Annotated in this window: 14 protein-coding genes; 5 read left to right on the top strand and 9 right to left on the bottom strand. The window is 72.3% G+C overall.

Features of this window, described 5'->3' with window-relative positions; all coding sequences use genetic code 11:
• The first annotated feature begins 17 nt into the window (after nucleotides 1-17).
• The 4 genes from SKED_RS15490 to SKED_RS15475 are packed head-to-tail and all read left to right on the top strand — an operon-like array spanning nucleotide 18 to nucleotide 5,044.
• Nucleotides 18-1,394, top strand: coding sequence for an ABC transporter substrate-binding protein (locus SKED_RS15490; protein WP_012868119.1), 1,377 nt, complete (start codon nucleotides 18-20; stop codon nucleotides 1,392-1,394).
• Between the two features lie 10 nt (nucleotides 1,395-1,404).
• Nucleotides 1,405-2,346, top strand: coding sequence for a carbohydrate ABC transporter permease (locus SKED_RS15485; RefSeq protein ID WP_012868118.1), 942 nt, complete (start codon nucleotides 1,405-1,407; stop codon nucleotides 2,344-2,346).
• Nucleotides 2,346-3,257 (top strand): carbohydrate ABC transporter permease, encoded by a 912-nt coding sequence (locus SKED_RS15480; protein WP_012868117.1) that lies wholly within the window; start codon nucleotides 2,346-2,348, stop codon nucleotides 3,255-3,257. The genes SKED_RS15485 and SKED_RS15480 overlap by 1 nt, the downstream gene beginning before the upstream one ends.
• Complete coding sequence (locus SKED_RS15475; RefSeq protein WP_012868116.1) at nucleotides 3,254-5,044, top strand: glycoside hydrolase family 13 protein; 1,791 nt, start codon at nucleotides 3,254-3,256, stop codon at nucleotides 5,042-5,044. Before SKED_RS15480 ends, SKED_RS15475 begins: the two co-directional genes overlap by 4 nt.
• A gap of 89 nt (nucleotides 5,045-5,133) precedes the next feature.
• On the opposite strand, the gene SKED_RS15470 is transcribed toward SKED_RS15475, so the two are convergent.
• The 4 genes from SKED_RS15470 to SKED_RS15455 form a co-directional block, all read right to left on the bottom strand.
• Nucleotides 5,134-5,868, bottom strand: coding sequence for an HD domain-containing protein (locus SKED_RS15470; protein ID WP_042438131.1), 735 nt, complete (start codon nucleotides 5,866-5,868; stop codon nucleotides 5,134-5,136).
• A 111-nt stretch (nucleotides 5,869-5,979) separates the two neighbouring features.
• Nucleotides 5,980-7,653: a sensor histidine kinase gene (locus SKED_RS15465; protein WP_245534576.1), complete on the bottom strand. Its 1,674-nt coding sequence runs from the start codon at nucleotides 7,651-7,653 to the stop codon at nucleotides 5,980-5,982.
• A 2-nt stretch (nucleotides 7,654-7,655) separates the two neighbouring features.
• Nucleotides 7,656-8,375, bottom strand: a complete 720-nt coding sequence (locus tag SKED_RS15460; protein WP_012868113.1) for a response regulator transcription factor — start codon at nucleotides 8,373-8,375, stop codon at nucleotides 7,656-7,658.
• 69 nt (nucleotides 8,376-8,444) lie between these two features.
• A complete protein-coding gene (locus tag SKED_RS15455) occupies nucleotides 8,445-9,023 on the bottom strand; it encodes an NYN domain-containing protein (protein WP_012868112.1) in 579 nt (192 codons plus the stop codon).
• Between the two features lie 293 nt (nucleotides 9,024-9,316).
• On the opposite strand from SKED_RS15455, the gene SKED_RS15450 reads away from it, so the two are divergent.
• The gene (locus SKED_RS15450) at nucleotides 9,317-10,063 is read left to right on the top strand and encodes a type 1 glutamine amidotransferase (protein WP_012868111.1); all 747 of its coding nucleotides are present in this window, start codon (nucleotides 9,317-9,319) and stop codon (nucleotides 10,061-10,063) included.
• Nucleotides 10,064-10,220: 157 nt separating this feature from the next.
• On the opposite strand, the gene SKED_RS15445 is transcribed toward SKED_RS15450, so the two are convergent.
• From SKED_RS15445 to SKED_RS15425, 5 genes are all read right to left on the bottom strand, one after another.
• Nucleotides 10,221-10,991: a PspA/IM30 family protein gene (locus tag SKED_RS15445; protein ID WP_012868110.1), complete on the bottom strand. Its 771-nt coding sequence runs from the start codon at nucleotides 10,989-10,991 to the stop codon at nucleotides 10,221-10,223.
• 95 nt (nucleotides 10,992-11,086) lie between these two features.
• Nucleotides 11,087-13,171: a TPM domain-containing protein gene (locus tag SKED_RS15440; RefSeq protein WP_012868109.1), complete on the bottom strand. Its 2,085-nt coding sequence runs from the start codon at nucleotides 13,169-13,171 to the stop codon at nucleotides 11,087-11,089.
• 229 nt (nucleotides 13,172-13,400) lie between these two features.
• Entirely contained in the window at nucleotides 13,401-15,077 is a 1,677-nt protein-coding gene (locus SKED_RS15435; RefSeq protein WP_012868108.1) for a DNA repair helicase XPB, read from the bottom strand.
• A 146-nt stretch (nucleotides 15,078-15,223) separates the two neighbouring features.
• On the bottom strand, nucleotides 15,224-18,085 hold the full coding sequence (locus SKED_RS15430; RefSeq protein WP_012868107.1) for a helicase-associated domain-containing protein: 2,862 nt from the start codon (nucleotides 18,083-18,085) through the stop codon (nucleotides 15,224-15,226).
• Between the two features lie 255 nt (nucleotides 18,086-18,340).
• Nucleotides 18,341-19,273 carry a hypothetical protein gene (locus SKED_RS15425; RefSeq protein ID WP_012868106.1) on the bottom strand — a complete coding sequence of 311 codons (933 nt, stop codon included), beginning with the start codon at nucleotides 19,271-19,273 and terminating at the stop codon, nucleotides 18,341-18,343.
• Between the last annotated feature and the right edge of the window lie 150 nt (nucleotides 19,274-19,423).

Here is a 19,423-nt window from a genome sequence, read left to right as displayed (position 1 = left end):
GCGCAAGGAGGCGCAGCATGCCGCACGACCACCACCCGACCCCGGTGCCGCTGGACCCGGTGAGCACTCGGATCACCCAGCGCACGACGAGCACCACGAGCACGACGAGCACCGCGCCGGGCCGACGACGGCCCTGGGCCCGCACCGTGGCAGCGGGGACCGCCGCCGCGCTCGTGGCGCTCGCCGCCGCCGGTTGCAGCGGGGCCGACGACGGCACCGTCACGCTGAACTTCTTCCAGTTCAAGCCCGAGGCCGTCGCGCAGTTCGACGACATCATCGCCGGCTTCGAGGCGGAGAACCCGGGCATCGAGGTCGTGCAGAACCACGTGCCCAACGCCGACACCGCCCTGCGCACCCTGCTCGTCAAGAACAAGGTGCCCGACGTCATGACGCTCAACGCGGGTGCGACCTTCGGTGAGCTCGCCCGGGCCGGGGTCTTCGCCGACGTGGCCGACCTCCCGGTGATGGAGACGGTCGCCGATGCCCCGGTGAAGATCGTCACCGACCTCGGCCAGAACGGCGACGAGATCAGCGGGGTGCCCTTCGCGCTCGCCGCGTCGAGCATCATCTACAACAAGACGATCTTCGCCGAGCACGACGTCGAGGTGCCGCAGACCTGGGACGAGCTCATCGCCGCCGCCGACACCTTCCAGGCGGCCGGGGTCACCCCGTTCTACGGGACCCTCAAGGACCAGTGGACGGTGCTGCCCTCCTTCAACAACCTCGGCGGCGCGCTCCAGCCCGACGGGTTCTTCGACGACCTCCGCGCGCTCGGCGCCGACGCCGGCCCGGGCACCGACCCGTCGTTCTCGGCCGACTACCGGGAGGCGACGGAGAAGCTCGTGACGCTCTTCTCCTACAACCAGCCGAACCGTGACAGCCGGGACTACAACGCGGGGAACAAGGCCTTCGCCGACGGCGAGTCCGCCATGTACCTCCAGGGCACCTATGCCATCGCGCCCATCCTCGAGAACAACCCGGACCTCGACCTCGGGACCTTCCCGTACCCCGCGACCGACGACCCGGCCGACACCGTCCTGGTGACCGGCGTCGACGTCGTGCTCGCCATGGGGCGGGACACCCCGCACCGCGCCGAGGTCGAGAAGTTCGTCGACTACATGATGCGACCCGAGAACGTCGAGACCTACGGCACCGCCCAGTCGACCTTCTCCCCGCTCGTCGACGCACCGCCCTCGACCAACCCGTACCTCGCAGGGCTCAACGACTACGTCGAGGAGGGCCGGATCATCGGGTACCTGGACCACCAGATCCCCGCGGCCGTCCCGCTCCAGCCGATGCTGCAGCAGCTGATCATCGACAGCGACGTCGACGCCTTCCTCACCAACCTCGACAGCGAGTGGCGCAAGGTCGCAGCCCGCTCCAACCAGCGATGAGGGACCGACCATGACCACGTCCTCGACAGCCCCGGCGCGCGCACCGCGCGCCACGAACCCCCGGGCGGCAGCGCGACGCCGACCCGGCACGAGCCGGGTCTCCCGGACCTTCTACTGGATGGTGCTCCCCGCAGTCCTGCTGTTCTTCGTCCTGCACACCATCCCGGTGCTCAACGGGATCTTCTTCTCGATGACCAACTACGCCGGCTACGGCGAGTGGGACTTCACCTGGTTCGCCAACTACGTCAACCTCTTCAAGGACGACCAGGTCCTCAACGCCTACGCCTTCACCTTCGGCTTCGCGCTCGTGTCGACGATCCTCGTGAACGTCATCTCGCTCGCGATCGCCCTCGGCCTCAACTCGCGGATCAAGTTCAAGACCGGCCTGCGCGGGATCTTCTTCATCCCGAACATCCTGTCGATCCTCGTCATCGGCTACGTGTTCAACTACCTGTTCTCGAACTCGCTCCCGGAGATCGCCTCGGGGCTCGGCATCGACGCCCTGTCCACGTCGATCCTGGCGAACCCGGACCTCGCGTGGGTGGGCATCGTGATCCTCGCGGTCTGGCAGGCGGCGGCCTTCAACATCATCATCTACCTCGCCGGGCTCCAGACGATCCCGGGCGAGCTCTACGAGGCCGCCTCGCTCGACGGCGCCAGCGTGTGGCGGACGTTCAGGTCCATCACCTTCCCGCTCATCGGGCCGTTCTTCACCATCAACATGGTCCTGTCGCTCAAGAACTTCCTGCAGGTCTTCGACCACATCATGGCGCTCACGGCCGGTGGGCCCGGGACGTCGACGCAGTCGGTGTCCCTGCTCATCTACCGCGGTGGTTTCCAGGGCGGCGAGTACGCCTACCAGACGGCCAACGCGGTGATCTTCCTCGTCGTGATCGTCCTCATCTCCGTGTTCCAGCTGCGAGTGCTCCAGCGTCGGGAGGCGTCGTTCTGATGACTGCACCAACCCTCACCCCAGAGTCCGTCCCGCCCGCCGCGAGCGAGCGCCCACCCGTCCGACGCCGCCGCCGCGGAGGCCGCGACGAGGAGGGCCGCCGGGTCAACTGGTGGCTCACCGCCCTGCTCGCCGTCTGCGCGCTCACGGTCCTCGTCCCGCTCTACTTCACGGTCGTCACCGCCCTCAAGACCCCGGACCAGCTCGGCGGCTCCGGCTTCGGGCTCCCCACGTCGATCCACCTGCAGAACTTCGCCGACGCGTGGAACCTCACCAACTTCCCGCGGGCGCTCATGAACACCGCGCTCATCACCGTCGGTGCGGTGCTGCTGACCCTCGCGACCAACGCGATGGTCGCCTACGCGATCGCCCGCAACATGCACCGCAGGCTGTTCAAGGGGATCTTCTTCTACCTGGTCTCGGCGATCTTCGTGCCGTTCCCCATCATCATGCTCCCCGTGGTGAAGCAGACCTCGCTGCTCGGGCTCGACAACCAGGCCGGCCTGATCCTGCTCTACACGGTGTTCGGGCTCTCGACGAACACCCTGTTCTTCACGGCCTTCATCCGCTCGATCCCGGTCGAGCTCGAGGAGGCGGCCCTGCTCGACGGTGCCTCGACATGGACCGTGTTCACCAAGATCGTGTTCCCGCTGCTCTCACCGATGCTCGCGACCGTCGGCATCCTCACCTGCGTGTGGGCGTGGAACGACTTCCTCCTGCCGCTCGTGGTGCTCTCCGACCCCGCGGCGCAGACGCTCCCGCTGGCCAACTACGTGTTCCAGGGCCAGTTCAACACCAACTACACCGCCGCCTTCGCGTCGTACCTCATGGCGATGGCGCCGCTGCTGCTCGTCTACCTGTTCGCACAGCGCTGGGTGATCTCCGGCGTCATGAGAGGCTCGATCAAATGACACGTCTGACACCCCAGGCACAGGGACCCGCCGCCGGCACAGGCACGTCAGGCCCGGGGGCCGCCCCGCCGGCCTGGTGGACCCGGGCCGTCGTCTACCAGGTGTACCCGCGCAGCTTCGCCGACTCGGACGGCGACGGCGTCGGCGACCTCGGCGGGATCCTGTCCCGGCTCGACCACCTCGCCGACCTCGGGGTCGACGTGATCTGGCTGTCGCCGGTCTACCCCTCGCCGCAGCACGACAACGGGTACGACATCTCCGACTACGAGGGCATCGACCCGCTCTTCGGCACCCTCGAGGACTTCGACGCGCTGCTCGCCGAGGTGCACGCCCGGGGCATGAAGCTCGTCATGGACCTGGTGGTCAACCACACGAGCGACCAGCACCCCTGGTTCCAGGAGTCGCGGTCGTCCCTGACCAGCCCGAAGCGCGACTGGTACTGGTGGCGCGACGCACGCACCGTCACGGAGTCCGCGCTGCCCGTCGAGCCCGCGGTGCCCGTCGAGCCCGCCGAGGAGCCGCGGCCCGTCGAGCCCAACGACTGGCGCTCCGCCTTCAGCGGGCCGGCGTGGACCTTCGACGAGCCGACCGGCCAGTTCTACCTGCACCTCTTCGCGCCGCAGCAGCCCGACCTCAACTGGGAGAACCCCGAGGTCCGGCAGGCCGTCTACGCGATGATGAACCGGTGGCTGGACCGTGGGGTCGACGGCTTCCGCATGGACGTCATCAACCTCGTGTCCAAGCGTCTCGAGCAGGTCGACGGGGGAGCGGAGGCGTCCGGGATCGGGTTCCAGACGGGACCGCGCCTGCACGAGTTCCTCCACGAGATGCACGAGGCCGTCTTCGCTGGCCGGGACTCCGACCTCATCACCGTGGGCGAGATGCCGGGGATCACCGTCGAGGAGGCGCGACTGGTCACCGACCCTGCGCGTCGTGAGCTCGACATGGTGTTCCAGTTCGAGCACGTGTCCCTCGACCAGGGGGCCGACAAGTTCGACCCCCGACCGCTCGACCTCGTCGCCCTCAAGCGGTCCCTCGGCCGCTGGCAGGAAGGGCTCGCGGACGTCGGCTGGAACAGCCTGTACCTCGACAACCACGACCAGCCCCGGCTCGTGTCGCGGTTCGGCGACGACGGCGCCTTCCGCTACGAGTCGGCGACCCTCTGGGCGGCGCTGCTGCACCTGCACCGGGGCACGCCGTACATCTACCAGGGCGAGGAGATCGGCATGACCAACGTGCCGTTCACCGGGATCGACGACTTCCGCGACATCGAGTCGGTCAACTACTACCGGGAGAACGTCGACGAGCTCGGCCGGCCCGAGGAGGAGGTCCTCGCCGGGCTGCGCGCCATGAGCCGCGACAACGCCCGGACCCCCGTCCAGTGGGACGCCAGCCCGACCGCAGGCTTCACCACGGGCGTGCCCTGGATCCCGGTCAGCCCGCGGTCCGTCGAGGTGAACGTCGAGGCCGACCGGGCCTCGGAGCGCTCGGTCTTCGCCTTCTACCAGCGCCTGATCGACCTGCGGCACACCGACAGCACGGTCGCGCTCGGGAGCTTCACGATGCTCGAGGCCGAGCACCCGCGGCTGTACGCCTTCACCCGCGAGGGCGAGGGCGACCAGCTGCTCGTGGTGGGGAACGTCTCCGCGGAGCCGCTCGACGTGCCGCTGCTCGACGGCTGGGCGGACGAGGAGCTGGTGCTGGGGAACGTGCCGGGCGACGCGCGGACGACGACGCTCGCGCCGTGGGAGGTTCGGGTGCACCGGAGGACGACCACCCTGAGGTGAGCCGCTCGGGCGCTCCCCGGTGGGCCCTGCCGGGGTCGACCGGGGAGCGCCCGAGAGTCAGGGCGCCTGAGACTCAGGGCACCCGAGACTCAGGAGTCCTGCGGTGCCGACCCCGCGGCGCAACCGGCCTCGCGCTTCGAGATCTCCCGCTCGACCCGGGCGAGCTCACCGGCCAGGTTCTGCCGTGCGGCGTCCTCCCAGGACGCGGCGAGCGGGCTCGCGAAGAGCGACTTGCGGTCGACGAGCTTGGTGAGGATGCGGTGCCGCGCGGCGAGGTAGTCGTCCACCGGGATGTGCTCGTACTCCTTGCGGATGTCCCGGACGTAGCAGGAGTACCGCTGCGGCTCGGACGCGAGGATCGCCATGTCGGCGTCGCAGAGGACCGCGCAGTCGAAGTCGCCGGGGGCCGGCTTGTGGCGGGCCATCGCGGTGACGAGGTCCGCGACGCGCGTGGCGTGCTTCTCGCTCACCCCGAGGTCGACGAGCTCGGCGCGGGCGAGGGCCGCGCTCGCGACCTCGTCCTCACCGCCCTGGCTCGCGTACGCGACCCGGGCCTCGGCGTTGAAGATGGCCCCGTGGTACCAGGCGGCCAGCCGGACGAGGTCGGGCTCGTGCGTCTCCTCGGCGAGCTCGTCGACCCGCGAGAGGACGTCGGCGAGGTGCTTGACCGTGTGGTAGAACCGCGTCGGCTCGCTCCACCGGTCGAGCAGCGCGAGCCCGGTCGAGCGGAGCTCCGGCTGGGACGCGGTCGCCCCGGCTGCCAGGCAGCTGCGGATCCACGACGTCATGAGCCACTGGGGTGCGTCTGCGCTTCCAGGAAGCATGAACCATACTTTCGACGAGTCTGGGGGACTGCTACGGGTGTCCCGGGTGCCGGAGGCGGGGACGACCGGCAATGCTAGCCCCGTTCTGCGCCGCTGGCGCACCGTCGCAGGTCACGACGGGGGAGCGGGCACCGGGGCGACGCCGTCGGCACGAGAGGCAGGCAGCTCGGCGCGGACCGTGAGGCCCCCGCCCGGGGTGCGGTCCACGGTCACGGTGCCCTGGTGCGCACCGACGATCGCGGCGACGATCGCCATCCCGAGACCGGAGCCGCCCGACGACCTGTTCCGCGAGGAGTCGGCCCGGTAGAACCGCTCGAAGACCCGGTGCGCCTGGTCCTCGGGGATGCCCTCGCCGTGGTCACGGACCTCGAGGACCACCGACCGGCCGTCGGCCGAGGGACCCAGGGCGATCTCGGCCGCGGTACCGGCCGGGGTGTGCCGGGCGACGTTGCCGATGAGGTTGGTGAGCACCTGTCGCAGCCGGTCCTCGTCGCCGACCACGGTGGCCGGCGGTGCCGGCGAGACCCCGTCGAGCGCGGTGAGGCGCACCGTGCGGCTCGGGTCGAGGGCGTGCAGGTCGTCGACGGAGTCCCGGGCCAGCACCCGCAGGTCCACGGGGTCCGTCCGGACCGCCCGGCCCTCGTCGAGCCGGGCGAGCGCGAGCAGGTCGTTGACCAGGGTGCCCATGCGGGTCGCCGAGTCCTCGATACGACGCATGGTGTCGTCCATCGCCTCGGGGGTCGTCAGCGCACCCATGCGGTACAGCTCGCCGTACCCGCGCACCGTCGCGAGCGGGGTGCGCAGCTCGTGGCTCGCGTCCGACACGAAGCGCCGCATGCGTGCCTCGGAGGCCTCCTGCGCGTCGAAGGACTGCTCGATCTGCGCGAGCATCGAGTTGAGGGAGTGCGCGAGGCTGCCGACCTCGGTGGTCCGCGGCGCCTGCGGGACGCGCTGGCTCAGGTCACCGTCGGCGATGCGCGCCGCCGTGCGCTCGATGGTGTGCAGCGGGCGCAGCGAGCGGCGGATGGCCACGTAGCCGATCGCCCCGCCGAGGGTGGTCAGCACGAGGGTCGAGACCAGCAGGATGCGCTGGATCTGGGACACCGTGTGCTCGACCGGTTCGAGGGGGACGGCGAGGTAGCCCTTGACGCCGCCGTCGGGGTACGTGAAGCCGACGGCACGCCAGTCGCTGCTGCCCCCGTTGTCGCCGACGGCGACCGAGTTGATGGTGAAGACCGTGCTGGGCTGCGTCTTCCCGGCGAAGGTGTAGGCGGTGAGCGCCGGGACCCCGTACCTCTGCGTCGTCGTGGAGTTGACGAAGGTGACGCTGCTGCCCTCCTCGAAGAACGCGAGGATGTAGTAGTCGTTGGGCAGGTAGCTCTGCCCGCTCGACCGGAACTGGTCGATCGCCTGCGAGATCACCTGGGTGTTCTCGACCGTCACCCTGAGCTGTGAGTCCAGCTGGTTCGTGAGGTACCGCGACAGCACCGTCGAGGTGAGCATCATGCTGATGCCGAGACCGGTAAGCAGCATGATCGTCACGATGCTGATGAGGCGCACCCGCAGCGGCGTCCGCGCCCACAGGGAGGTCACCGGGCCGACGTACGTTCCGGCGTCGGGGTCTGCGCTGCCGGGGTTCGCGCTCGCGGGCTCGTCAGACGGGGAGCCGGTGCTGTCCGGCCCGGTGCCACCGGTGTCGTCCGGCGTCGCGCCGCCGGCGTCGCCCGGGGGCGGCGGGACAGGGGGCATGCCCTCTGTCCCGCCGTGGTCGCGGGGTTGTGCCACGACTACCTCTTGGGCGGCTGGCGGAGCAGGTAGCCGACGCCTCGCTTGGTCGCGATGAGCGGCTCGGGGGTCGAGCCGTCCGGGAGCGGCGCGTTGTCGATCTTGCGTCGCAGGTAGGAGATGTAGGACTCGACGATGTTCGCGTCGCCGCCCCAGTCGTACTGCCACACGTGGTCGAGGATCTGCGCCTTCGACAGCACCCGGCCCGGGTTGAGCATGAGGTAGCGCAGCAGCTTGAACTCGGTGGGGGACAGGTCGACGACCCGTCCCGCACGGCGGACCTCGTGCGAGTCGTCGTCGAGCTCGAGGTCCGCGAAGCGCAGCACCGCGTCGTCGACCGGGGTCGGGTGGGTGCGGCGCAGCACGGCGCGGATCCGCGCGACCACCTCTTCGAGGCTGAACGGCTTGGTGACGTAGTCGTCGCCGCCCACGGTCAGCCCGGTGATCTTGTCCTGCGTGTCGTCGCGCGCGGTGAGGAACAGCACGGGCATGTGCTGGCCCTTCTCGCGCATGCGACGGGTCACGGTGAAGCCGTCCATGTCGGGCAGCATCACGTCGAGCACGACGAGGTCGGGCTCGGTGTCGCGGACGAGCTTGAGCGCGCTCATGCCGTCCTCGGCGGCGAAGACCTCGAAGCCGGCGAAGCGCAACGAGGTCGCGAGCAGCTCACGGATGTTCGGCTCGTCGTCGACCACGACGAGACGTGCCTCGGGTTCGGTCATGCCACCAGTGTGCGACCGTTCGCTGAGTGCTGCCTGAGAACAGGCTGGGTCGTCCCGTGTCGGCCCGGCTCAGATGTAGCGCAGCGGGTCGAACTCCTCGATCGGGATGATGCGCACGCGCGGCAGCGGCGTCGTGAAGGCCCCGACGGTCTCCTCGAGGTCGAAGAACTCGAGCCCGCGGGCGCTCAGCTCGTTGAGGCGCCCGTTGACGAACTCGCGGAAGCACATGAGCCCCACGCGGCGCTCGCCGTCGAGGAGCGCCTCGACCTGCGGCAGGAAGTCGCCGTCGTGGCTGGCGAGGAGGACGTCGCCGTCGACGTCCTTGATCGCCTCGAGGGTGCGCTGGATACCGATGTCCACGACCTTCTCGTGGCTCGCACCGGCCAGCGGGATGGGCCGGTAGCCCATGGCGAGCAGCGCCTGGACGAAGGGCATCGGCATCTGCCCGGACGAGGCGTTGAGGAAGAACAGCGGTGTGACGGGCTGGCCCCACAGCGTCTGCGCGAACTCCGAGATGCGGTCCCAGCGGGGGCGCTCCTCGGGGGCGGGGCGGTGCCCCAGGACGTTCATCCCGAGCGTGGCGTCGATGTTCTCGCCGTCGACGAGCAGGTACGTGGGGCGCGCGGTGCGCTGTTCTGAGCCGGACATGCCCTCACTGTAGGGCGTGGAGGCTGGCCAGGGGGCATCCAGGTGCTGTCCGGGAGTGCGGCACGGAGCCCGGCGGGGCGCACCAGGGTGCGCCTGCGGGTGGTCTGGAGCGCTCCCGGGTGCGCGATCGGCTCCCAGATGGTAACGATCTGACCTCGACGTTTGGGACCTGCCGCCGGTCGCCGTACCGTGTGCAGATGGACTCGCCCCCCAGGCGAGCGGTCACCAGCGCTGCTGACCACCGTTTCTTCCTGCCACTGCACCGTCGGTGCACCAGCCCAAGGATGATTCTGATGACTGCAGCACACGTGACCGTGATCGAGAACGCCCCCGACGTCCCCCTCGGCTCCTTCGGCGACCACCTCGCCGACGCCGGGCTCGCCGTGCGCACCGTCCGCGCCCACGCGGGCGAGCCGCTGCCCGCGGTCGACGACCTCGGCGCGGGCCTCGTCGTCCTCGGTGGCCACGCCTCCGCCTACGACGACGACACGACGCCCTGGCTGCCCGGCCTGCGCTCGCTGCTCCTCGACGCCGCCACGTCGGGCGTCCCCACCCTCGCGGTCTGCCTCGGAGCCCAGCTCCTCGCCGTCGCCGGCGGCGGGCAGGTCACCGTCGCCGCACCTCCCGGCCGTGAGGCCGGGGCCGTCCGCATCTTCTGGCGCCCCGAGGCCAAGACCGACGTGGTGGTCGGCGCCGCCGCACGCGCCGCAGCCGAGGTCGGCGGCCGCGCGTCGGTGTACCCGACGAGCCACGCCGACGCCGTGAGCGAGCTCCCGCAGGACGCCGTCTGGCTCGCCTCGTCGAACATGTACCCCTTCCAGGCCTTCCGCCTGGGGTCTGCGCTCGCCGTGCAGTTCCACCCCGAGGCCGACGCGGCGCTCGTCGAGCACTGGCTCGCCGACGCCGACGCAGAGGACCGCGACGCGGCCCTCGCGAGCCTCGCCGAGGCGCAGGAGCGGACCGAGACGAACGGCGCCGAGCTCGCCCGCGCCTTCGTCGGACAGGTCCTCGCCGCCCGTCCGGAGTCGGCGCTCGTCTGAGGAGCGACGTGCTCTGAGGAGCGACGTGCTCTGAGGGGTGACGAGCCCTGAGGTGACGTGCGGAGGGCCCGCGGTCGTCGGTGACGACTGCGGGCCCCCCGTCGGTCTGAGCGCGGTCGCTCTGGGCGCGGACCGCTGGCTCTGCAGGCTGTTCGGGTCAGCCCTCGATCGAGGGTGTGACCGGGGTGCTGCTGATCTGCGGCGTCCCCGCGCTGCTGCCGGACTTCAGCGCGGCGAGCCGAGCCTCGATCTCGATCTGGGCGCCTGACGCCTCGAGCTCCTCGAACTGCGCGTCGAGGGACGACGCCGCGACCTCGGCCTGGCCGATCGCCTTGGCCTCCTCGCGGCGCACCTTCTCCTCGAACCGCGAGATCTCGCTCGTCGGGTCGAGGACGTTGATCGAGCTGAGCGCGCCCTGCACCGTCTGCTGCGCCTCGGCGGTCTTCTGCCGGGCCACGAGCGAGTCGCGCCGGGACTTGAGGTCGGCCAGCTTCGACTTCATCTGGACGAGGCCCGTCTTGAGCTTCTCGACCGTCTCGCGCTGCGAGGTGATCGACGGCTCGGACTGGCGGACCTCGGTCTCGGCGTCGATCTGCTTCTGCAGGGCGATCTTCGCGAGGTTGTCGAACTTGTCCGCGTCCGCGGCGTTGCCGGCCGAGCGGTACTGGTCGGCGCGCTGCGACGCGGCGACGGCCTTGCCGCCCCACTCCTGCACGGCGGCGACGTCCTCGTTGTAGTCCTGCTCGGCGAGCCGCAGGTTGCCGATGGTCAGCGCGACGGCCTGCTCGGCCTCCGCGATGTTGTTGGTGTAGTCGCGGACCAGCTGGTCCAGCATCTTCTGCGGGTCCTCCGCCCCGTCGAGGAGGGCGTTGATGTTCGCCTTCGCCAGCTGCGCGACCCGTCCGAAGATGCTCTGCTTCTGTGCCATGTGCCTGCCTTCTCTCTCGTGTGCGCTGCCTGTGTAGAGATGTCTCGACCTGAGCCGAGACGAGTCGTGCGGTGCCTGGTCTGGTGCGGTGCGGGTCAGAAGCGTCCGCCGCGGCTGCGTCCGCCGCCGCCTCGGCTGCCACCGCCCCCGCCGAAGCCGCCACCCCGGCTGCGGCCGCCGCTGCGGCTCGAGCCGCCGCCGAAGCCTCCGCCGCCGAAGCCGCCCCCGAAGCCGCCACCGCCCCCGAACCCTCCGCCGCGGCCGGAGCCGCCGCGCAGGATCGAGTCGACGAGGATGCCGCCGAGGATCATCCCGCCGACGTTCGTGCCGCCGCTCCCGGGGCCCTGGCGGTTCTCCCAGGACTGCACGTCGGCCTGGGCGAGCTGCTGGGCGGACTGCACCAGGTGCTCGCAGCGGGTCGCGGTGTCGAGCGCCGCGACGGGGTCGGTGGCGGCCAGGGCGCGTGCCTCGTCGTGCAGGCGTGACGCCTCGGAGAGCCGGGTGCGCGCCTCGGGGCCGACGGCACCCTTGCGCGTGGCGACGAAGTCGGAGACGGACCGGATCTGCGAGCCGACGCGACCGAGGGTCTCGGTGAGCAGGGCCGTCGCGCGGGTGCGCTGCTCGGCGGCCTCGCGGCGCGGGGCGAGCGCCGCGTCGAGCGCCGCCTCGGCCTCGGTGACGTCGCGGACCGCCGCGAGCGGGTCGCCGCCCTGGCGCGCGGTCTGCGCCTGCGCGACCACCGCGCGTGCGCGCTCGGCCGCCGCGCCGACGGCGGGGTCGCCCGCCCCGAGCCGGTCGGCGTCGGCGATGTCCGAGGAGATCGAGGTCAGGGCGGCGTCGAGCCGGGGGCCCGCGCTCGCGAGGTCCGACCCGGCCGACTCGACGGCGTCGAGCAGCGTCGAGGCCTGGGCGACCGCCTGCGACGCGGCACGGGAGTGCGCCACGGCGGTCGCGCGGTCGCCGCCGGTCACGGCTGCCTCGCCCGAGGTGACCGAGTCGCCCGCCGCGTCGAGCAGGCGCAGCGCCTGGTCGGGGTTGCCCGTCACGGAGGCGAGCGCCGCCGCCGGGTAGCTCACGGCGAGGGTCGAGAGCGTGCCCCGGGCCGGCTCGGTCCGCGCCCGGGTCGTGGCGATGCGCTCGCGCGTCTCGGCGAGCACCTGGGGGACCGTCGCCTGCAGGTCGCGCAGCGCGGCGAACTGCTCGGACTCCGCCTCGAGGGTCTCCGTGACGTCCTGGCACAGGGTGACGATCTCCGCGAGCAGGACGCGCTTCTGGGGCTCGGCCTCGGGGGCGTGGTCGTCGAGCTGCTGGCGCAGCGTGAAGGCCCGCGTGACCTTCGCCTTCGACTGCTGCAGCGCGGCCGCGAAGGCGTCTGTGGCCTCGGGGCCGAACTGCGCCTGCGCGAACCCGAGCTCCTGCTCGGCGTTCTTCAGGTCGTCGTCGACGGCCACCAGCGAGCTGCTGGCCCGCCGCTCGAGCTCGTCCGTCGACAGGGTCGAGAGCTGACCTTCGGCCGGGTTGCCCGCGCTGCGGCGACGCCTGCTCGCCGCCCAGGCGACGAGGGCGATCAGGGCGATGACCACCAGACCGCCGACGAGCAGCACCGAGACGGCGCTCGTCCCCGACCCGCCCGTGAGCTCAGACCGCAGGGTGTCGGCCGCGGCGACCGCGCCACCGGTCCAGTCGTCCTCGGCGAGGCGGTCCTCGACCGCGATCTCGACCGCGTCCAGCTGCGCGTCGGTGACGGGGTTCCCCGAGCCCACGTACAGGGCGTAGCGACGGTCGTCGACGGCCACGGCGAGCAGCACGTCGTTGGTCCCCATGCCCGACAGGTCGTAGGTCTGCTGCGCCCAGGCGGGCCCGTCCGTGCCGTCGAAGGAGGGGACGAAGGCGACGAACAGCTGCTGGTCGGTGTCGCTCCGCAGCTCGACGAGGGCGGACTGCACCGCGTCGGTGTCGAGGACGCCGGCGGTGTCGGTGATCTCCGACGGCAGGTCGAGCGGCTCGTCGGCGCGCGCTGCCGACGGCGTGACCACGACCGTGAGGAGAGCGAGGAGCGTGAGGCACAGGGTCGCCACCAGGGCGGTCAGCCGCGCGACCGGTCCGTCCGTCCCGCGTCGGGCCAGCGCTCGGGGCGCAGCCGGGTCCAGGACGGTCGGGTACGCACGCGCTGAGTCCACCCTGTGATCCTCTGCTACCTGCGAGGAGACCGCAACGTGGTCAGCGCCCGAGATCGGCCGCGACCAGGGGAGGAGACCGGGGCAGGGGGCGGCGCCAGCGGCGAGGCTGGAGCCCCCGGTCGAGGGACGGACGTCTCGGAGACGCAGAAGACCCCGGCCGACCGGCTCGTGGGGAGAGGCGGTCGACCGGGGTCCGTCGTGCAGGGGTCAGGCTGCGGGGACGAGTCGCTCAGTGGTCGTCGCGGACGTGCTCGATGTCGTCCGCGTCGACGATGCGGTACGCGTAGCCCTGCTCGGCGAGGAAGCGCTGGCGGTGCGCGGCGAACTCCTGGTCGACGGTGTCGCGCGCGACCACCGCGTAGAAGTGCGCGGTGCGCCCGTCGGCCTTGGGGCGCATGACGCGGCCGAGGCGCTGGGCCTCCTCCTGCCGGGACCCGAAGGACCCCGACACCTGGATGGCCACCGAGGCCTCGGGCAGGTCGATCGAGAAGTTCGCGACCTTGCTCACCACGAGCTTGGTGATCTCGCCGGTCCGGAAGGCGTCGAACAACCGCTGCCGCTCCTTGACCGTCGTCGCCCCGGTGATGACCGGAGCGCCCAGGTGCTCGCCGAGCTCCTCGAGCTGGTCGATGTACTGCCCGATGACGAGCGTCGGGTCGCCCTCGTGCAGCGCGACGAGACGCTCGACGATGGCGTTCTTGCCCGGCGCGCACGCCGCCAGCCGGTACTTGTCCTCCGGCTCGGCCGTCGCGTAGAGCATGCGGTCGCGCTCGGGCAGCGTGAGCCGCACCTCGACGCAGTCCGCGGGCGCGATGTAGCCCTGCGCCTCGATGTCCTTCCACGGGGCGTCGTAGCGCTTGGGCCCGATGAGGGAGAACACCTCGTCCTCGCGGCCGTCCTCGCGCACGAGCGTCGCCGTCAGTCCGAGCCGGCGGCGCGCCTGGAGGTCCGCCGTCATGCGGAAGATCGGCGCGGGTAGCAGGTGGACCTCGTCGTAGACCACGAGACCCCAGTCGCGGGCGTCGAGCAGCTCGAGGTGCGTGTAGACGCCCTTCCGCTTGGTGGTGAGCACCTGGTAGGTCGCGATGGTCACCGGGCGGATCTCCTTGCGGGCACCGGAGTACTCGCCGATCTCGTCCTCGGTGAGGGTCGTGCGGCGCACCAGCTCGTCGCGCCACTGCCGCGCCGACACCGTGTTGGTCACGAGGATCAGCGTCGTGGTGCCCGACCGTGCCATGGCACCGGCACCGACGATGGTCTTGCCGGCGCCGCAGGGCAGCACCACGACACCGCTGCCGCCGTGCCAGAAGCCGTCGACCGCCTGCTGCTGGTACGGACGCATCTCCCAGGGCTTGTCGTCGTGCCCCGGGTCCGTCGGGCTGAGGTCGATCGGGTGCTTCTCGCCGTCGACGTAGCCCGCGAGGTCCTCGGCCGGCCACCCGAGCTTGAGCAGCACCTGCTTGAGGTGACCGCGCTCCGAGGCGTGCACCTGGACCGTGTCGTCGTCGATGCGCTCGCCGAAGAGCCCGGCCGTCCGCTTCGACTTCATCACCTCGGCGAGGACAGCGCGGTCCGTCGTCTCCAGGACCAGGCCGTGCACCGGGTGCTTCGACAGGGTCAGACGGCCGTAGCGCGACATGGTCTCGGCCACGTCGACCAGGAGCGCGTGCGGCACCGCGTAGCGGCTGAAGGCCAGCAGCACGTTGACGACCTGCTCGGCGTCGTGCCCCGCCGCCCGGGCGTTCCACAGACCCAGCGGGGTCAGCCGGTAGGTGTGCACGTGCTCGGGGGCGCGCTCGAGCTCCGCGAACGGGGCGATCGCTCGCCGCGCGGCGTCCGACTGCGGGTGGTCGACCTCGAGCAGCAGGGACTTGTCGCTCTGGACGATGAGTGGGCCGTCAGGCATGCAGCGTTCTCCCTGGGGTGTCACGGGGGTGTCACGGGTGGTCGGTCGTGCGCCGGTGGCTGTCCGTCCGTCGTGCCCCGCCGGGGGAGGGCACGTCACGGGCTGACCACCGGGAGGTCAGGTCGTCGGAGGAGTCGTCGGAGAGGTCATGGGGTGGCCAGGATGGGCTCGACGTTCGCGATGCGGTGCACCGCGACCGTGAGCTCGGACTCGCGAGCGACGTCGACCGCCCGGAGGCGGCCCGCGTCGAGACGCATGGGGCGCAGCCGCCGACGTGTCACGTCCCCCGAGGGACCGACGATGTCGACGAGGACCTCGCGACCGTCGGCCGCCGCCTCACGCAGCAGTGCCAACGCGACCACGGGCTCCGTTGTTCCCTCGGAGAGCTGGGGACCGGCGGCGGGGTCGCCCTGCGCGGAGCCCCCCTGGTCGCCGGTGGACCTGCCAGCGCCCGGGCTCGTGGGGGAGCCGGCAGGGTTCGTGCTGGTGGTCCTCGTCGAGGCAGCGGAGGGGCTCGTGCCGCGGGCGCGGCGGGCCGAGACGCCGGCTGCGGTGCGGGTGGCGCTCGCGGACGTGCCTGCCGAGCCGCCAGCACCGGGCCGGTCGGTCTGCGCGGCGGGACCCGCGGCCTGGGTCGCACGGGCCTGCTCCTCGCCGCGTCGCAGGACCGCGACGAGCGCCAGCAGACGGTCGGGACGCTCCGGGGCGAGCCCGCGGGTCGAGCCGTCGACGCCCGGCGACCGGCGCCGACCGCGCCGGCCGGCGAGACGGACCCGCGGCGTCCGGCGGTCGGCGTGCACCACCTGACCGTCGGGGCCCTCCATCGCCGGGGCGAGCCCGCGCTCGCGCAGCGCGGCGAGCAGCTGGGCTGGTGCGGCAGACGCCGCGAGGACGGTGGGTGCGACGCGGAACAGCCCCAGCCCGCGCAGCCGCGGGTCCTCGACCAGGCCGGCGAGCAGCACCGGGTCCTCGACCCGCACGTAGGACGACGCCGCACCGAGGCGCAGCTGGCCGTGGCGGCGTGCCGCGTCCCGCACCAGGTACTCGAGGGGCTGGGGGAGCCCCGAGCGCGAGTGCGACGCGAGCTCGGCGAGGAGCTCGTCGCCCGTCCGCCCGGCGTCGAGCGCACGGGTCACGGACTCCGGCGTGAAGCGCACGGTGATGGCAGACCCGCGCGACTCGACGGCGGCCGAGTCGGCGAGCAGCGCCTCGAGACCCGGCGTCGGGCGCCCGGGCACGATCCCGGTGAGGTCGCCCTGCAGCAGCAGGTCGTCGACGGCGTCGGGGAGCGCCGCCGCCATGGCGCCCGCCAGCGCGGTGCGGGCGGCGTCGTCGGCCACGGTGAGGACGGGCACCCCCGCGAGCACCTCTCCCGCGGCCGAGAGCGCCCCGGCACCGGTCACGCCCAGCAGGGCGGCCTCGGCGAGCAGGGCGTCGACGGCCTCGTGCGGCGGGACGGCGCGCGGAGCACGCCACCTCAGCACGGCGGTGACCTCGTCGGCCGGCACGGAGGCAGCAGGGGCGGCACGCAGCACGCCGAGCACCTCGCCGCGCAGCCGCGGCACCCACGCCCGGTGCAGCTCCGGCTCGAGGGCGCTGCGCAGCGTCCCGCGCTCGTCACGGCTGCCCACCAGCCACGGGGTGCGCGCCGACGAGTGCCACGCGCTCACCAGGGTCGCCCAGCGACCGGGCAGGTCCTCGGCGAGCCAGTCGTCCGCGTCGAGCGTCGGAGCGAAGGACGCGGGGTCGTCGCCGTCGTCGACCACGAGACCCGCCATGCTCGCGAGCTCCACGACGAAGGCCGCGGTGCGCTCGTCGACCTCGAGCCGCAGCGCGAGCCGCCGCAGGTCGCGCACCCCCAGGCCCCCCGACCGCAACGTCGCCGCCGGCGTCTCCTGCCACACCGCGACCAGGTCGGTCACCAGCCGCACGACCTCCTGAGCGGCCCGGGCCGACTCGGCCTCGACCGTCGCCGGGTCGAGCGCGGGCTCCGGGAGCGGGGGCGGCGTGCTCAGCCCGCGGTGCGTGCGACCACCACGGAGCGCGAGCGCCACCTCGCGGGGCAGCAGCACGTGGTGCGCGTCGGCCTTGCGCACGAACCCCTGCTCGAGCAGCCACCGGGTCGGCGCCGCGGTCGGACCGTCGGCCGTGCTCGGCATCCGGCCGACCGGCGGACCCCAGGTGAGCGCCGCGAGGATCGATCGTGCACCGGCCGGGGCGTCCTCGAGGGCCGCCCGCATCTCGGGCGTGACGGCCGCCGCCCAGTCGGTCTGGTGCCCCGCGGGCCCGGAGGGGGAGTGCGCGGAGGCGGCAGCGCTCGCGGAGGTGGTGCCGGACGCCTCGGGCGTGAGGTACCTGGCCGAGGTCGGCGTGAGGTTCCCCGACGAGGAGGTGCTGGCCGAGGACGGAGCGGGGCTCCCGGCCGAGGACGGGCCGAGGCCCGCCGGGAAGGTGTCCTGCACCTCGTCGACGCCCGGTGCGGCCCGGTAGGTGGTCGGGGTCGGCCGCCACAGCAGCGCCATCTCCTCGAGGTCGGACAGGACCGAGAGGAGGCGGGCGACGTCCGCGGCGTATGTGCCTCCAGGGTCGAGGGTGCCGGGGGTACCAGGGGCGTCGGTGGGGTCGGGCGCGGCGCTCGTCCCGGTCGAGCGAGCAGGGGCCACCGCACCTTCGGCCTTCTCGGGGGCGGTGGAGCGTGTGCTGCTGTCTGCTCCGACAGCGCCAGCGGCACTCTCCGCGGCGGGCGCTGTGCCCAGCACCGCCGAGATCACGCGCTCGGCGGTCGCGTCGTCGCCGATCATCTCGAGGACGTGCACGGACTCGAGGACCTCGAGGTGCGCGACGTCGAGGCTCACGACCGCACGGTGCACGCTCGCCCGGCTCATCGCCCGGGCGGCGAGGGACAGCAGGGTCGAGGGGGAGGGGGACGCGAGGTCAGGCCGTCGGGCCAGCAGCGCGACGAGCCGGGCGTCGTCTCTCGCCCGCACGGAATCGCTGAAGGTGACCATCCGCACGACTTTACGCGCCACCGCCCCGCCACGTACCCCCAGCCCACCCAGCCCGGCCCACCCAGCCCACCCAGCCCCTGTGTCCCGTCCGGCCTCCCGCAGCCCGCCGCCCGGCGCCCACCTCCCGCCGAGTTCGTGAGCTTGGAGCGAGTTCGTGCCGTAGAAGTGCCGAACTCGCTCCGAACTCACGAACTCGGCAGCTGCGGCAGCTGCGGCGGCAGCAGCAGCGGGTTAGCTAGCGCTGGGGAGGGAGGGTCAGGGGGGTGGGTGGTGGAGGTCGGTGAGGAGGTGGGGGCGGGGGCGGGTGGAGTGGAAGGCCGTGTCGTGGAGGAGTCTGCGGAGGCGTCGGAGGAGGGGCAGGTCCTGGCGCAGGTCTGCGGCGGTGACGCGGAGCACCCTCCAGCCCTCGTCTTCCATGGCGTGCTGACGGCGCTTCTCGGCCATCAGGGCCGCGGTCGCCTCCCGGCCCGACCTGGCGTACTTGACCGCGCCGTCGAACTCGACGAGGAGCCGCCACTGCCGCCATCCCATGTCGGCGTAGAAGCGTCCGAGATCGGTGTCGACCCTGATCTGGGTCCCCGGGGCCGGGAGCCCCACGGCCTGAACCACCACCCGGCAGACGCTCTCCCACGGAGACTGCGCTCCTCTGTCCGCCAGGTCGAGGAGCTCACGGCCGCGCGCGACACCGCGACGGCTCCCGAGCATGACCAGGAGCCGGTCGATCTCGGTGCGGTCTGCTCCGCGGGCCAGTGCCGCGTCGGCGACGACCACGGCGTGCAGCGGGGGTGCGGTCGTGAGGCAGTCGACCACCGTCTGCTCGAGGCCCGTGACGTGCAAGCCCGAGAAGGCGACTGGCTTCCGTCCCGCCGTGCCGCGGTGGTGCCACGTGACGTCCGCAGCGCTCCGTCCCGACCGTCGGAAGGGGAGGAGGAGGTGGACAGTCGTCGGGAGGTGCCAGGCCGGCAGACCCCAGACGAGCGCCGCGGACTGGTGGCTCACGACGGGGGAGGACCCGGTCTGGGCAGCGACGGCAGCGATCCGCGCCAGTGCCAGACGGAGCCGGGCGCTGAGATCGTCCCGGGGGAGCTCCGCGAGCGGCAGGTAGGCGCCCCGCCGTACCCGGACGAGGCGGCCAGCCCGCACCTCGGCGTCCAGCACACCCCGCGGCAGGTCGCGCGCCAGGACCACCGGCGGGAGCCGCGTCGATGGGAGCGCAGCCCGAGGTACCTGCGCCGGAGGGGAGAGGACTGGTCGGGCCTGTGATGGAGGCGTCGGTTCTCGAGGGAGCGCAGCCGCAGGCGGACGGTGCACCGTCGAGCTCCGCGTGCCGCCGTGGTC

The sequence above is a fragment of the Sanguibacter keddieii DSM 10542 genome (assembly GCF_000024925.1).
Taxonomy (GTDB): domain Bacteria; phylum Actinomycetota; class Actinomycetes; order Actinomycetales; family Cellulomonadaceae; genus Sanguibacter; species Sanguibacter keddieii.
The sequence above is the reverse complement of the archived record's forward strand: the minus strand, read 5'-3'. Positions and strand labels throughout refer to the sequence as shown.